Source organism: Clostridium sp. CTA-17 (assembly GCF_054767895.1).
The window spans coordinates 1-15,761 of record NZ_BAAABF010000012.1; the positions used below are offsets into that span (position 1 = coordinate 1).

Below are 15,761 nucleotides of genomic sequence, written 5' to 3' on the forward strand. Positions count from 1 at the left end.
ATCGAAGGATTACAAGCTAACTTTGTAGGAGAATGTACAGAAGTAGGAATGTACTTAGCTATGTCAAGACAAGCTGACAGAGAAGGATTCCCAGAAGTTGCAGAAGCTTATAAAAGAATAGCTTTCGAAGAAGCAGAACATGCTGCTAAATTTGCAGAAATGTTAGGAGAAGTTGTAGAAGCTGATACAAAAGCTAACTTACAAGCAAGAGTAAATGCAGAGCATGGAGCTTGCCAAGGTAAAAAAGACTTAGCTACTTTAGCTAAACAATTAAACTTAGATGCAATCCACGACACAGTTCACGAAATGTGTAAAGATGAAGCTAGACATGGAAAAGCTTTCGCTGGATTATTAAACAGATACTTTAAATAAGATATAAAAATTACACGCTTTATAAATTAAAAATTTAATTACTTCCTTATTAGAAGAGATACCTTTAAGGTATCTCTTTTTACTTACAAATAAAAAGTTTTTTATTATGATATTTTTAGTATAAGGTATATAATTATTACAGAGTTAACTACTTATAATTTAAAATAATCTTTTTAAATCTAATTTTCTTAATACAAATAAGTAAATAACTATTTTTATGCCACAAAGATAATAATAGATGGTTATTGGTGAAAGATGATTGATTTAAAGAAGTTTATATTTAAATGATATTTAAGTAGAAATAAGATAAAATTTATGTATAAATAAGATGAATAGAAGGGAGAAGTATTTTTAATATGAAAATATATTTCACAAGACATGGGGAAACTTTATGGAATCTTGAGCATAGATTTCAAGGGTGGAAAGATTCTGAGTTAACTGAAAATGGAGTTAAAAGAGCAGAGTTATTAGGAAAGAGATTTAATGATATTAAAATAGATAAAATTTTTACAAGTCCTATAAAAAGAGCAAAGAGAACTGCATACTTAATAAAAGGCGATAAGGATATTGAGGTTGAAGAAGTTGAAGGATTAAAAGAAATAAGCTTTGGAAAATGGGAAGGAATGACTACTGAAGAGATAAAAAGTCATGAGGAATACGTAAATGAGTTAGATAATCTATTTAATAAACCATTTTCTTATAAGAGTTTTGAAGGAGAAAATATAAAGGAATTTACAGAAAGATTATTTAAAACTGTAGATGATATAATAAAAAATAATGAAGATAAGGACATTTTAATAGTTACTCATGGAATGTGTGTAAGATATTTAATAGGATACTTTAAAAATGAGTTTGAGGAAAGCAAAATAATAGATTATCCTATATTCCATCAAGCTAGTTATAATGAGGTTGAATGGAATGGAGCAAATTTTGAAGTAGTTACTTTGAACAATATTGACCATTATGAATATGATAAATAATATAAGAAGTTTAAATTTTTATTATATGATTTAATGAATAAAAATTTAAAAATTACACAACTTAATAGTAGACTTGTGCTACAATCTTAAATCTAAAATCTAGTGATTTTTAAATCTACTTTCTTCGATTTTTGGGAAGATGGGAATAGATTTTAGAAGTAAGATTTTTAAATATTGAGGTGCTTTAAGTAGCACCTCCCTAATCTAAAAGTTATGGCTAAATCAAAATATTAGCTTAAAGTTTAATGTAAAAGGGATATTTAGCTAACTGTAGCTTAGAAAGTAGCAATAAAGTTATAGAAAATTATGCTTTTAGATAATTTATAAGCACATTAAAAAATAGGGATACATACTTGTATCCCTATTTTCTTAGTAAATTATTTTTTCGCAAATTTTTAAATTTACATTATTATCATTAAAGTATTCAATATATTCATTACTAGGTTTTGTATCTGTTATAACATAATTTAAATCATTAATTTCACAGAAAGTCATTAAAGAAACATGATCAAATTTTGATTGATCAGCTAAAAGAAAACATTCAGCACTTCTAGAGATTGCGGTTTTCTTTATTTTAAATTCTTCTTTAGTAGAATTAGTAACCCCTCTTTTTAGTGAAATACCAGTACAAGCCATGAAGCATTTATTTATATTATAACTTTTTAATATATCTGTGCTATGTAAGCCAGTAAAAGATTGAGTCTTTCTGTTAAGAATTCCTGATAAACAAATTATATTTAAGTTATTATAATGAATTCCTTTGCATATAGCTGTAACGCTATTAGTGAAAATAGTTATATCTTTTTTATCTTTTAAGAAATCAATAATATTAACCGTTGTTGTACCAGAATCTAAAAAGATGCTATCTCCATCTTCAATAAATTCAGCAGCAGCCTTTCCTAAAGCTAATTTTGAGTTGCTATTTTTAACATTTCTTTCTTCAAAAGATACTAACTCTTGATTTTCATTAACCGTTACTCCGCCATAGACTTTTTTTATGGTTCCTTTTTCAACTAGAACACTTAAATCCCTTCTTATGGTATTTTTTGATACATCAAACACTTCACATAGTTTGTCAATTGATACGGTTTTGTGATTAATAATGTAATTTTCTACTAGGTCTATTCTTTTTGAACGCATATCTTTCCCTGTTGCTCGTAATTTTCTATCAATAATATTAAGTTTAGTTAATTAGTGAGTATAAAATTTAATCTATTTATAATATATAGAGTTTATACTAAAGGTATTGCTTTAATTTCATGATTAACAAATAAAAAATACTAAGAAGATAATCAATATAAACTAAAATTAACTCAAAATATTATATGTGATTAATCTGGATTTAGTACAGCAATTTATTGTAATGATACCTACTGCAACAAGTGTTCATCTCCTTTCATAGGCTTTGTGATTCTATTATAAACGAAATTCTTAATAAAAGGAAGGGCAATTGTGAAAATAAATGAGTAACTTTTGATTATATTTTTATAAATAATGATTATATTTGTGGTAAATATGTGAAAATGTTATTGACATGTTATGGTTAAGTTGGTATTATTAAAACATAAAGAGAACAAACAGTAAATAAACAGAAAACGTTAACTCATGAGAGGTGATTATATGGCGAATCAATTTATTATGCCAAAACGTATTATTTCAGGTGAAAATGCTTTAAATGAAAGTAAAGCATATTTAAAGAATTTTGGTAAAAGGGTTTTAATAGTTACTGATAAAGTAATGACTGATCTAGGCAATGTAAAGGTTTTAACAGATGTATTAGATAGTGAGAATATTGGGCACGTTTTATACAATGAAATAAATAGTGAACCTACAGATACTATGATAGAAAAAGGAATTAAGCTTTATAAAGAAAATCAATGTGATTTTCTAATTGGTTTAGGTGGAGGGAGTCCAATAGATTCTACTAAAGCAATTGGAGCTATGATAACAAACAAAGGTAAGATATCTGATTATATGGGTAGAGAAATAGAAAAAGAACTTCCACCCTTTGCTGTAATACCAACTACAGCAGGAACAGGTTCAGAAGCTACTCAATTTACAATAATTACAGATACAAAAAATGATGTTAAGATGCTTTTAAAAGGAGCTAACTTATTACCAAACTTAGCAATAGTGGATCCAAGATTTACAATGACAGCACCTGCTAAGATAACAGCAGCTACAGGGTTAGATGCATTAACTCATGCTATAGAGGCTTATACATCTAGAAAGGCACAACCACTTTCAGATAGTTTTGCAGTTTCAGCTGTAAAAAGAATATTTAAGTATTTACCTATAGCTTTTGATACTCCAAAGGATTTAAAAGCAAGAGAAGAGATGTCAATTGCAGCTTTAGAAGCTGGAATAGCATTTAATAACTCTTCAGTTACAATAGTTCATGGAATGAGTAGACCAATAGGAGCTTTATTCCATGTACCACACGGATTATCAAATGCAATGCTTTTAGAAGCTTGTTTCACATATGTAGTAGATGGTGCTTATGATAGATTTGCTCAATTAGCTAAAGAAATAAATATAGCTAACGACAACATGAGCGATGAAGAGGCAGCAAAAGCATTTATAGATGAAGTGGTTAAATTAATGGTTAAATTAGAAATACCGACTTTAGAAGAGTTTGGAGTAGATAAAACTAAGTTCTTTGATAATATAGAAAAAATGGCAGCTGACGCTATGGAAAGTGGAAGTCCAAGCAATACAAGAAAGATTATTGAAGTTGATGATGTGATAAAAATCTACAATAATCTTTGGAGGTAATAAATTATGGCATTAGTAAAGATGACTGAGCTTTTAGATGCTGCAAGAGAAAAAAATTATGCAGTGGGAAGCTTTAGTATAGCAAACATGGAAATGGTGAAGGGTGCTTTAAAAGCAGCTGAAGAAATGCATTCCCCGATGATTCTTCAGATTGCTGAGGTTAGATTAACTAATTCCCCATTAGAATTAATCGGACCTTTAATGGTAAGCGCTGCAAAAAATGCTAAGGTACCAGTAGCAGTTCATTTTGATCATGGACTAACCTTAGAGAATATAGAAAAGGCTTTAAAGATTGGGTTTACATCAGTAATGATAGATGGATCTCATTTAAGTTTTGATGAAAACGTTAAGATAACTAAAAGGGTAAAAGAATTAGCAGATAAATATGGGGCTGCTATAGAAGCTGAAATTGGACAGGTTGGCGGAAGTGAAGATGGTAGTGAAGATATAAAGATGAAAGTAACTAACGTAGAAGACGCTAAAAGGTTTGTTCAAGAGACTAAAGTAGATGCTTTAGCAGTGGCTATAGGAAATGCTCATGGAGTATATAAAGGAACTCCAAAACTTAGATTTGATGTATTAGAGAATTTGAGAGAAAACATCGAAACACCATTAGTTTTACATGGTGGATCAGGAATAACACCAGAGGACTTTAAAGAGTGTAAAAATAAAGGAATAAGAAAAATAAACATTGCAACTGCAACCTTCAATTCTGTTGAAGAGTCTGTAAGAAAATTATACGTAGATAATGAAAAGAAAGACTATTTCACACTTCAAGCTGCAGAGGTTCAGGGGGTTTATGAGAATGTAAAGAAGCATATGGATATTTTTGAAAGTGTAAATAAGGCTTAGGAGATGGGTTAGTATGAGATATATAGAATTTGATGAGAAAAGAAAATTTGATATTGTCCCAGTAGGGAGAGTAGCAATAGATTTTAATCCTACAGATATTCACAAACCATTATCAGAAAGTAGGAATTTTAATAAGTACTTAGGAGGTTCTCCTGCAAATATAGCAGTTGGACTTGCTAGATTAGGAAAAAAGGTTGGATTTATAGGAAAAGTTTCAGATGATAGATTTGGAGAGTTTGTAGTAAATTACTTCAAAAAAGAGGGAATAGATGTATCTGAAATAAGTAAAGCTAAAAATGGTGAATCTTTAGGATTAACATTTACAGAAATATTAAGTCCTACAGAAAGTAGTATTTTAATGTATAGAAATGGTATAGCTGATTTACAATTAGACGTTAATGATATTGACGAAGACTATATTAAAAATACAAAGGCTATAGTTATTTCAGGAACTGCTTTAGCAATGAGTCCTTCAAGAGAGGCTGCATTAAAAGCTTTAAGACTTGCTAAAAAGAATGGAACAGTTGTTATATTTGATGTTGATTACAGAGAATATAATTGGAAAAACAAAGATGAAATAGCAATTTACTATTCAATAGTAGGAAAAGAAAGTGATATCATAATGGGATCAAGAGAAGAGTTTGATCTAATGGAAGGCTTAATAGCTAAGGATAGCACTGATGAAGAGACAGCTAAAAGATGGTTAGATTATGGTAATAAGATAGTAGTAATCAAACATGGTAAAGATGGTTCTACAGCTTATACTAGAGATGGAAAAGCATATAGAATAAAACCTTTCCCAGTAAAACTTTTAAAATCCTTTGGAGGTGGAGATGCTTATGCATCAGCATTTATATATGGAATCTTAGAAGGATGGGATATGATGGATGCTCTTGAGTTTGGAAGTGCCTCAGCAGCAATGTTAGTTGCAAGTCATAGTTGCTCAGAAGACATGCCAACAGTAGAAGCTATTAAAGAATTCATAAAGAAAGAAAAAGAAGAGTATGGAGAAATGGTAGCTAGAAGCTAAGGAGGTTATAACTATGGTAGAAAATATAGGTTTTTCAGAAGATGGGAAAAAGATTGTTACAGAGATTAATGGTAAGCATAGCAGTATGCTAATGGATATAGAAGTTATAAAAATGAAAAAAGGTGATAAAATAGTAATTTTAGAACCTAAAAAGGAAGTTGCAGTACTTCTTATGGAAGGTAAAATAAAATACCTTTGGGAAAATAAAGAGGTTGAAGCTAGCAGAAAAAATGTATTTGAAGAAGAGGGTTTTTGTCTACATGTTTGCAAAAATGTAGAAGTTAAAGTTGAGGCATTAGAAGAGGCTAAGATATTAATTCAAAAAGCTGAAAATGATAAAGAATTCTTAGCTAAGCTGTATAGACCTGAGGATGTAATAATCCAAGAATCATCTTTAGATAAATGGGATGGAACTGCAGCTCGTAAGATAAAAACATTCTTTGATTACAGTAATGCACCATATTCAAATATGGTTAATGGGGAAATAGTTTCTTATCCAGGAAGATGGTCAAGCTATATTCCACATGAACATCCACAACCAGAAGTTTATTATTATAAATTTGATAAGCCACAAGGCTTTGGAGCTTGCTTTATAGGTGATGAGGCTTACAAAGTTAAAGATGGTGGATATGCAATAATAGAAGGTGGATATACACATCCACAAGCTACTGCACCAGGATATAGAATGTATTATTGTTGGATGATAAGACACTTAGATGGAAACCCTTGGACAGATAGAATTGATGATCCAGCTCATGTTTGGTTATTAGATGAAAAATAGGAAGGATGAGAAGTTTATGAGAATGACTACAGGCCAAGCGCTAGTAAAATTTTTAGATAATCAATACGTTTCTTTTGATGGTAAAGAAGAAAAATTTGTTGATGGGATATTCACTATATTTGGACATGGTATTGTAGTTGGATTGGGAGAAGCTTTATATGAAAATCCAGGTGAACTTAAAGTTTATCAAGGAAGAAATGAGCAAGGTATGGCTCATGTTTCAACAGCTTTCGCAAAACAAAACAATCGTAGAAAAATAATAGCTTGTTCAAGTTCAGTTGGCCCTGGAGCTGCTAATATGGTTACTGCAGCAGCTACAGCAACAGTGAATAATATACCATTATTACTATTACCAGGAGATTCATTTGCTACAAGACAACCAGATCCTGTACTTCAACAGATAGAACAATCTTATAATTTAGGAATAACAACAAACGATGCTTTTAAACCAGTTTGTAAGTATTGGGATAGAATAAATAGACCAGAACAACTTATGTCAGCAATGATAAATGCTATGAGAGTATTAACAGATCCTGCTGAAACAGGTGCTGTTTGTATAGCATTACCACAAGATGTTCAAGGAGAAGCTTATGACTTCCCACAATATTTATTTAATAAAAGGGTTCATAGGATAACTAGACCTCTAGCTGTACAAGAAGAGTTTGAAGAGGCATTAGATATAATAATGAATAAAAAGAAACCTATAATAATTTGTGGTGGTGGAGTTAGATACTCAGAAGCAGGTGAAGTTTTAGTTGATTTTGCAGAGGAGTTCAATATTCCAATATGCGAAACACAAGCGGGTAAGAGTGCTATTAAATCAAGTCACCCATTAAATTTAGGTGGTATAGGGGTTACTGGTAACCTTGCTGCAAATATGATTGCTAAAGATGCTGATTTAGTAATTGGTGTTGGAACAAGATTCTCAGACTTCACAACTTCATCAAAATCATTATTTAAGAATCCAGAAGTTGATTTTATAACTGTAAACGTATCAAAATTCCATGGTGGAAAAATGGATGCTCACAAGATAATAGGTGATGCAAAGGTATGTATAGAAGAATTACAAGCTATGTTAGAAGCAAATAACTATGAATCATCATATGAAGATGAAATAGTAAATGCTAAAAAAGCTTGGAAAGAAGAGATGAAGAGATTAACAAATATTAAATATGATGAAAACTTTGAAGCTTTAATAAAACCTAAGAGAGAAGGATGTATAGAAGAGTTTAGTGTATTAACAGGAGGTTTAATCACTCAAACAGCTGCTTTAGGAGTTATTAGAGAAACAATAGATGATGATGCCATAGTAGTTGGAGCTGCTGGAAGTTTACCAGGAGATCTTCAAAGAATGTGGGAAACAGATGTTAGAGATTCATACCATATGGAATATGGATATTCATGTATGGGATATGAAATAGCAGCTACATTAGGAGCTAAGTTAGCAGAGCCAGAAAGAGAAGTTTACTCAATGGTTGGTGATGGAAGTTACTTAATGCTTCATTCAGAGATGGTAACAGCTATGCAAGAGCAAAAGAAGATAAATATACTTTTATTTGATAACTGTGGATTTGGATGTATAAATAATCTACAAATGTCAAATGGTATAGGAAGCCTTGCTACAGAGTTTAGATATAGAGATGAAAATGGTAAGTTAGAAGGGGGATTAATCCCTATAGATTTTGCTAAGGTAGCTAGTGGGTATGGATTGAAAACATATTCAGTAAAAACTTTAGCTCAATTAAAAGAAGCTTTAGAAGATGCTAAAAAGCAAAAGGTTTCAACTTTAATAGACATAAAGGTGTTACCAAAAACAATGACAGATGGCTATGATGCATGGTGGCATGTTGGAATAGCTGGAGAATCAGAAATTGATGGTGTAAATAAGGCATTTGAGAACAAAGAGAAAAATTTAAAAGCTGCTAGAAGATATTAAAATATTTAAAGCAATTTTACTTTATATTATTTTGAAAATAAATTTAAATTTTAAAAGATGATGGAGGAAATGGTCATGATTAATATTGGTGTTATTGGAGCAGGAAGAATAGGAAGAATTCATGCTCAATCTATTCAAGAAAAAGTACAAGGAGCTCAAGTTAAAACTATAGCAGATGTATTTGAAGAATCAGCTAAAAAAGCTGCTGAGGAATTTAAAATTCCAAATTATACAGGAGATTACATGGAAATCTTAAACGATCCAGAAATTGATGCTGTAATAATATGTTCATCAACAGATACTCACTCAAAAATATCAATTGAAGCTGCTGAAAGAGGTAAACACATATTCTGTGAAAAACCTATAGATTACGATGTTGCTAAAATTGAAAAAACTTTAGAAGCTGTTAAAAAAGCTGGAGTAAAATATCAAGTTGGATTCAATAGAAGATTTGACCACAATTTTGCTAAATTAAAAGAGCTTATAGAAGAAGGTAAAATAGGAAATCCACACATAATAAAAATTACTTCAAGAGATCCACAAGCTCCACCAATAGAATACGTAAAAGTTTCAGGTGGTATGTTCTTAGATATGACAATTCATGATTTTGATATGGCTGCATTCTTAAGTGGAAGTAGAATTTCAGAAGTATATGTACAAGGTGCATGTATGGTAAATCCTGAAATAGGAGAAGCTGGAGATGTTGATACAGCAATTATATCTTTAAAATTTGAAAACGGATGCATAGGTGTAATAGATAATAGTAGAGAAGCTGCTTATGGATATGACCAACGTGTTGAAGTATTTGGTGGAAAAGGATATGTAATGGCTGATAATGACTCAGATACAACAGTTACAATAGCTTCAGTTGATGGTATTGTGGGAGAAAAACCAAAATATTTCTTCTTAGAAAGATACATGGATGCTTATGTTAATGAAATGCAACAATTTATAAACTGCTTAGTTAATGATACTGAAGTTCCTGTTGGAGCTAATGAAGGATTATATTCAGTTTTAGTTGGACTAGCTGCTACTAAATCATTAAAAGAAGGTAGACCAGTTAAAATAGAATACTAATATTAAAAATGAGAATTAAAATGGTATAAAAAATTAAAAGGTATAAATAAGTTTTGGTCAGAAGAGCTAAATGGGAGTTAGCTTTTCTGACAAATAAAAAATGTAATGGGGGAAACGAGAATGTTTAATTCAAATGTAAAATTAGGAATAGCACCAATAGCATGGACAAATGATGACATGCCAGACTTAGGAAAAGAAAATACTTTCGAACAATGTATAAGTGAAATGGCTTTAGCTGGATTTAAAGGATCAGAAGTTGGAAACAAATATCCAAGAGATGTTGAAGTTCTTAAAAAAGCTTTAGAATTAAGAGATATGGAAATAGCAAGTGCTTGGTTCAGTTCATTTTTAACAACTAAACCATACGAAGAAACTGAAAAAGCATTTATAGAACATAGAGATTTCCTTAACGCTATGGGAGCAAAGGTAATCGTAGTATCAGAACAAGGACATAGCATACAAGGTCAAATGGAAACACCAATATTTGATGGAAAATATATTTTAAATGAAGAAGAGTGGAAAACACTTGCTGAAGGTTTAAATAAATTAGGAGCTTTAGCAAAAGAAAAAGGAATGAAGCTTGTTTACCATCATCATATGGGTACAGTAGTACAAACAACTGAAGAAATAGATAAATTAATGGACTTAACAGATGAAAATTTAGTTTACTTATTATTTGATTCAGGTCATTTAGTTTATTCAGGTGAAGATGCTTTAGAAGTATTAAAGAAATACGTAAATAGAGTAAAACATGTTCACTTAAAAGATATAAGAAAAGAAAAAGTAGAAGAAGTTAAAAGAGATAAATTAAGTTTCTTACAAGGAGTAAGAAAAGGAGCATTCACAGTTCCTGGAGATGGAGATATAGATTTTGAACCAATATTCAAAGTTCTTGAGGATAATAACTATGAAGGATATTTACTAGTAGAAGCTGAACAAGATCCAGCAATAGCAAACCCATTAGAATATGCAATAAAAGCAAGAAAATATATAAAAGAAAAAACTAACCTTTAATAAATTTGGTCAATAATGAATTTTAGGTAACAGCATAATTAAATTATGCTGTTACCACAAAATAGGGTAGGGGGAGAATTTATGTTCATATTTTTGAGTTTTGCAATATTCTTAGTAGCTGTATTCGCTATTGCTTGGTATAAAGCTAAAGGCACTGATAATACAGAAACAGCAACAGGATATTTCTTAGCAGGAAGAGGATTAAGCGGTCCTGTAATCGCTGCAACAATGATACTTACAAACCTTTCAACTGAACAGATCATAGGTCTTAACGGTCAAAGTTATGCTACCAATATGGGACCAATGGCATGGGAAGTTACATCATGCGTAGCACTTATAACACTAGCTCTTATATTCTTACCAAGATACTTAAAAGGCGGAATCACAACAATCCCAGATTATTTAGAAGAGAGATTTGATAGCACAACTAAAAGAATAGTTTCAATTTTGTTCTTAGTTAGTTATGTTGTAACTTACATACCTACAGTTTTATATTCAGGTGGACTAGTTTTAAATCAGATTTTTGGTATATCAGATTTATTAGGAATAAGTACATTCCAAGCTGTAGCATTAACTGGATTTTTACTAGGGGTAGTAGGTGCTATATATACAGTTCTTGGAGGTATGAAACTAGCAGCATTCTCTGATACTGTAAATGGAATTGGTTTATTAATCGGAGGTCTTTTAGTACCTATATTAGGAATATTATTACTTGGAAATGGAGATTTTGTTGGAGGATTTGAAATAATAATTGCAACTCCAGAAAAGCTTAATGCTATTAACCCAGCAAATGCACAATCACCATTAATTCCATGGCCTGTATTATTCACTGGATTATTATTTAATAACTTATTCTATTGGTGTACAAACCAATCAATAGTACAAAAAGCCTTAGGAGCTAGTAGTTTAAAAGAAGCTCAAAAAGGTGCTATACTTGCAGGATTAATTAAGGTTTTAACTCCAGCAATACTTGTATTTCCTGGAATCATAGCTTTTGCTAAATATGGAGATGCATTACCAAATGCGGATATGGCATATCCAACATTATTACTTGATGTATTACCAAAACCTTTATTAGGAATATTTGCAGCAATTTTATTTGGAGCTGCCATGAGTTCATTAAATGGTGCTATGAACAGTTCATCAACACTATTTACTTTAGATCTATACAAACCTATCATAAATCCAGAGGCTTCAGATAAACAACTTGTAAAAGTAGGACAAAAATTTATTATAGTGGTATCAGTTATATCAGTTATAGTTGCTCCATTTATCCTATACGCTCCATCTGGATTATACAACTTCTTACAAGAGTGTAATGGATACTTTAACGTACCAATATTAGCTTGTGTAATAGTTGGATTCTTTACAAAAAGAGTTCCAAGTCTTGCCGCTAAAGCAGTATTCGTAGTACACATTGTTTTGTATACGTTATCAAAATTCTTCTTATCAGATATACACTTCTTATATGTACTAGGTGTGTTACTACCAATAGGTGTAATTGTAATGCTTATAATAGGTAAGATAAAACCAAGAGAAACAGATTTTGTTCAAGCTGATAAGGCATTAATAGATATGACTCCTTGGAAATATGCAAAACCAGCATCATTAGCTGTAGTTCTTGTTATGGCATTTATATATCTATTATTCTCACCTATAGGATTAGCTTAAAGTTAATAAATATAAGGTATAAAGGGTTAAGAATGAACCTTAATGCAATAAAATTTTGTTAGAAATTATGGTTTTGGAGGGGATAAAATGAAAAAGATAAATTTTGGTATTGTTGGTTTAGGAAGATTAGGAAGAGCTCATGCTGAAAACCTAGCTTTTAAAATTCCAAATTCTAATCTTTTAGCAGTTTGTTCAATAGATAAGAGTCAAGTTGATGAAGTTCAAAAGGCATGGAATATTTCATATGGATATACTGACTTTGATGAAATGTTAAAAAATAAAGAGTTAGATGCTATATTTATAGCTTCACCATCAGGATTCCATTGTGAACAAATAGAAAAAGCTTTAGATGCAGGTTTTCATGTATTTAGTGAAAAACCTCTTGGGCTGTATTTAGATGATGCAGTTAGAGCTATGAAGGCAGTTAACTCACATCCAAATCAAATATTTATGTTAGGTTTTATGAGAAGATATGATAAATCATACGCCTATGCTAAGAAAAAAATAGAAGATGGTGCTATAGGTAAACCTGTACTAGTTAGATGTTATGGATTAGATCCAGCTAAGGCTTTACCAAGCTTCTTAAAGTTTGCAAAAGATAGCTATAGTGGTGGATTGTTCTTAGATATGGCAATTCATGATATAGATTTAGCTAGATGGTATCTAGATTCAGAGGCAGATGAATTATGGGCTATAGGTGGAGCTTATGGACATAAGGAGTTTGATGAAATAAATGATGCTGAAACTGGAGCAGCCATGGTTAAATTTAAAAATGGAACAATGGCATTACTTGTTGCTGGAAGAAACTGTGCTCATGGTTATCATATAGAAACTGAGATCATAGGAACTGAAGGTACATTAAGAATTGGAACAACTCCAGATAAAAATTTAGTTACAGTATTTGATAGTAGAGGAGTTAACAAGGAATGTGCAGGGGGATTCTTAGAAAGATTCGAAGATGCATATTTAGCTGAAGTTAAAGAATTTGTTGACTGCGTATTAGAAAATAGAAAGCCAGTAGTAACTGTTGAAGATGGCGTTTTATCTACTATTGTTGGATATGCTTGTAAAGAGTCTTTTGAGACTGGAGAATTAGTAAAGGTTAATTACGAAGGTTATGATAAATTAATAAAATAGCCGCCTAATACTCAATAAATATCTTTGTATTAGGAAGCTTTAGAATATATTGAATATAAAGTTCAATTGCTTTAAAGAGCTTCCTAATATATATGATTAAAGAGTATTTTATATAAATTGCTTATTAATGTAGGATGTTTCATAGTTTTTTATCAAGGTAAAAATTCAACCTTCTCCTTAGCATGGTAAACTTGGAATATTGTCTAAAGGTTACATCCTACATTTTTAAATTAAAAATCTAATAACTTTAAATTAAAAGATGGTTATTTATCATTGAGGAAGTTAAGTTTTACTTAGCACTTTAGTGATTTAAACTAATAAATAAAAATCAGCCAAATAAAAACATAATATATAAATAAAGGAGAATAAATGCAAAAAAAAGATATAAATTTAATTTCAGACATGGCAGTTAAGAAGTTTAAGTTTGCAGATAGAGCTCCTATAAAGTATTTTTTTAGAGCTATAGTTGCAGGATTTTTCCTAGTAGTAGCCATAATTCTTTCATATACTACTGGAGCTGTTTTAAACAATTCATATCCAGAGATGGCAAGAATAATGGTAGCTGCAACCTTCTCGTTAGCATTAGGTCTTATTGCTTTTATTGGAGGAGAGCTCTTTACAGGAAATAACTTAGTCATGGCAATTGGGATATACAACAATGAGTGTACCTTAACTATGGCCTTAAAAGTTTGGTTTATGAGTTATTTAGGAAATTTTATAGGATCTATATTATTAGGGTTTTTATTTGTTAAGAGTGGAGCATCTATGGATTTAATCAAGGATTATGCCAAAGGTATAGTTGATATAAAAATTAATTTACCGGCTCTTGAACTATTTTTAAGAGGGATGCTTTGTAATTTCATGGTTTGTATAGCATTTCTAAGCACAATAAAAATGAAATCTGAAACAGGCAAATTAATAATTATGTTCTGGTGTATATTTGCATTTGTTATCGCTGGTTTTGAACACAGCATTGCTAATATGGGAATATTCTCTATAACTTATTTCGCCTTAGGTGATGTAAGTTTATCACTTGTTTTCCGTAATTTATTTTGGGTTACATTGGGAAATATGGTAGGAGGGGGAGTCTTATTAGCATTGCCACTTAAATTTATGAGCATGGAATAACTTTTATGGATTAACTAACTTCCTTACCTGTTAATTATAATTTTTATTTAGCATCTAAAAACAATGATTTTTAAAAATTACCACCTTTTAAAATTATTGATTTTAATAAATTACTACACTGAAAATTAAATATCTAATTTACTTTAATATATAAATTTAAAACTTAGAAATTTATATTAACAGGAAAAATCTAAAAAATATATATAGGGTTGAAAGGAAGTAGAGTTTTTATGGAAAATATTATTTTTAATGAATCAAATGGAATTGCTGAGGTAATTATAAATAGACCTAAAGCATTAAATGCCTTAAATAATCAAACTATAACTGAACTTGGTGAAGTTATAAATGAAATTTCAAAAAGAAAAGATATAAAAACTGTAATTATAACAGGAGCAGGAGAAAAGGCTTTTGTAGCTGGTGCAGATATTGTTGAAATGAAAGATTTAAATTCAATGGAAGCAAGAGATTTTTCAAGATTAGCTCAAAAGGTATTTTCAGATATAGAAAATATGCCACAAATTGTAATAGCTGCTGTTAATGGATATGCATTAGGCGGTGGATGTGAGCTTTCAATGGCTTGTGATATAAGATTAGCTTCTAAGAAAGCTAAATTTGGACAACCAGAAGTTAATTTAGGAATTCTTCCAGGTTTTGCAGGAACTCAAAGACTTCCAAGATTAGTTGGGAAAGGAATAGCTAAAGAGCTTATATTCTCAACAGATATGATTGATGCTGAAGAAGCACATAGAATAGGACTTGCTAATAAGGTTTATGAGTCAGAAGAGTTAATGGATAAGGCAAGAGAATTAGCTAATAAGATAATGAGTAAGAGTCCAGTAGGAGTTAGATTAGCTAAGGCAGCAATAAACAATGGCTTAAACATGGATACTGAATCAGCATATAACTATGAGGCAGATTTATTTGCTTTATGTTTCTCAACAAAAGATCAATTAGAAGGTATGAATGCCTTTGTTGATAAGAGAAAAGCTGATTTTAAAGATAAATAAG

General features: G+C 30.6%; 14 protein-coding genes. 13 read left to right on the top strand and 1 reads right to left on the bottom strand.

Going from position 1 to position 15,761, the window contains the following annotated elements; all coding sequences use genetic code 11:
* Together ACYUCG_RS13980 and ACYUCG_RS13985 are read left to right on the top strand one after the other, a co-directional pair.
* Positions 1 to 372 (top strand): ferritin-like domain-containing protein (locus tag ACYUCG_RS13980; RefSeq protein WP_283684457.1); only part of this gene is annotated, 372 nt, incomplete at its 5' end.
* A 356-nt stretch (positions 373 to 728) separates the two neighbouring features.
* Positions 729 to 1,352 carry a histidine phosphatase family protein gene (locus tag ACYUCG_RS13985; RefSeq protein ID WP_060794557.1) on the top strand — a complete coding sequence of 208 codons (624 nt, stop codon included), beginning with the start codon at positions 729 to 731 and terminating at the stop codon, positions 1,350 to 1,352.
* A 369-nt stretch (positions 1,353 to 1,721) separates the two neighbouring features.
* Here the strand turns inward: ACYUCG_RS13985 and ACYUCG_RS13990 are convergent, their stop codons facing one another.
* Complete coding sequence (locus ACYUCG_RS13990) at positions 1,722 to 2,492, bottom strand: DeoR/GlpR family DNA-binding transcription regulator (RefSeq protein WP_139932515.1); 771 nt, start codon at positions 2,490 to 2,492, stop codon at positions 1,722 to 1,724.
* Positions 2,493 to 2,972: 480 nt separating this feature from the next.
* Between ACYUCG_RS13990 and ACYUCG_RS13995 the strand changes: the two genes are divergently transcribed.
* The 11 genes from ACYUCG_RS13995 to ACYUCG_RS14045 all read left to right on the top strand — a co-directional run bounded on the left by ACYUCG_RS13995 (position 2,973) and on the right by ACYUCG_RS14045 (position 15,760).
* A complete protein-coding gene (locus tag ACYUCG_RS13995; RefSeq protein WP_283681968.1) occupies positions 2,973 to 4,127 on the top strand; it encodes an iron-containing alcohol dehydrogenase in 1,155 nt (384 codons plus the stop codon).
* Positions 4,128 to 4,133: 6 nt separating this feature from the next.
* Entirely contained in the window at positions 4,134 to 4,979 is an 846-nt protein-coding gene (locus ACYUCG_RS14000) for a class II fructose-bisphosphate aldolase (RefSeq protein ID WP_283684452.1), read from the top strand.
* A 13-nt stretch (positions 4,980 to 4,992) separates the two neighbouring features.
* Entirely contained in the window at positions 4,993 to 6,009 is a 1,017-nt protein-coding gene (gene iolC / locus ACYUCG_RS14005) for a 5-dehydro-2-deoxygluconokinase (RefSeq protein ID WP_283684449.1), read from the top strand.
* Positions 6,010 to 6,022: 13 nt separating this feature from the next.
* Positions 6,023 to 6,790 carry a 5-deoxy-glucuronate isomerase gene (locus tag ACYUCG_RS14010; protein WP_460268774.1) on the top strand — a complete coding sequence of 256 codons (768 nt, stop codon included), beginning with the start codon at positions 6,023 to 6,025 and terminating at the stop codon, positions 6,788 to 6,790.
* 16 nt (positions 6,791 to 6,806) lie between these two features.
* The gene (gene iolD / locus ACYUCG_RS14015; protein WP_415342378.1) at positions 6,807 to 8,726 is read left to right on the top strand and encodes a 3D-(3,5/4)-trihydroxycyclohexane-1,2-dione acylhydrolase (decyclizing); all 1,920 of its coding nucleotides are present in this window, start codon (positions 6,807 to 6,809) and stop codon (positions 8,724 to 8,726) included.
* Positions 8,727 to 8,801: 75 nt separating this feature from the next.
* Positions 8,802 to 9,803, top strand: a complete 1,002-nt coding sequence (gene iolG, locus ACYUCG_RS14020; protein WP_003459931.1) for an inositol 2-dehydrogenase — start codon at positions 8,802 to 8,804, stop codon at positions 9,801 to 9,803.
* A gap of 120 nt (positions 9,804 to 9,923) precedes the next feature.
* Positions 9,924 to 10,817, top strand: a complete 894-nt coding sequence (gene iolE / locus ACYUCG_RS14025; RefSeq protein WP_283684445.1) for a myo-inosose-2 dehydratase — start codon at positions 9,924 to 9,926, stop codon at positions 10,815 to 10,817.
* An 81-nt stretch (positions 10,818 to 10,898) separates the two neighbouring features.
* A complete protein-coding gene (locus ACYUCG_RS14030) occupies positions 10,899 to 12,488 on the top strand; it encodes a solute:sodium symporter family transporter (protein ID WP_003448574.1) in 1,590 nt (529 codons plus the stop codon).
* Positions 12,489 to 12,575: 87 nt separating this feature from the next.
* Positions 12,576 to 13,625, top strand: a complete 1,050-nt coding sequence (locus ACYUCG_RS14035; protein ID WP_460268775.1) for a Gfo/Idh/MocA family protein — start codon at positions 12,576 to 12,578, stop codon at positions 13,623 to 13,625.
* A gap of 369 nt (positions 13,626 to 13,994) precedes the next feature.
* Positions 13,995 to 14,753 carry a formate/nitrite transporter family protein gene (locus ACYUCG_RS14040; RefSeq protein ID WP_460268776.1) on the top strand — a complete coding sequence of 253 codons (759 nt, stop codon included), beginning with the start codon at positions 13,995 to 13,997 and terminating at the stop codon, positions 14,751 to 14,753.
* A 230-nt stretch (positions 14,754 to 14,983) separates the two neighbouring features.
* Positions 14,984 to 15,760, top strand: coding sequence for an enoyl-CoA hydratase-related protein (locus tag ACYUCG_RS14045; protein WP_460268777.1), 777 nt, complete (start codon positions 14,984 to 14,986; stop codon positions 15,758 to 15,760).
* Position 15,761: the final 1 nt, after the last annotated feature.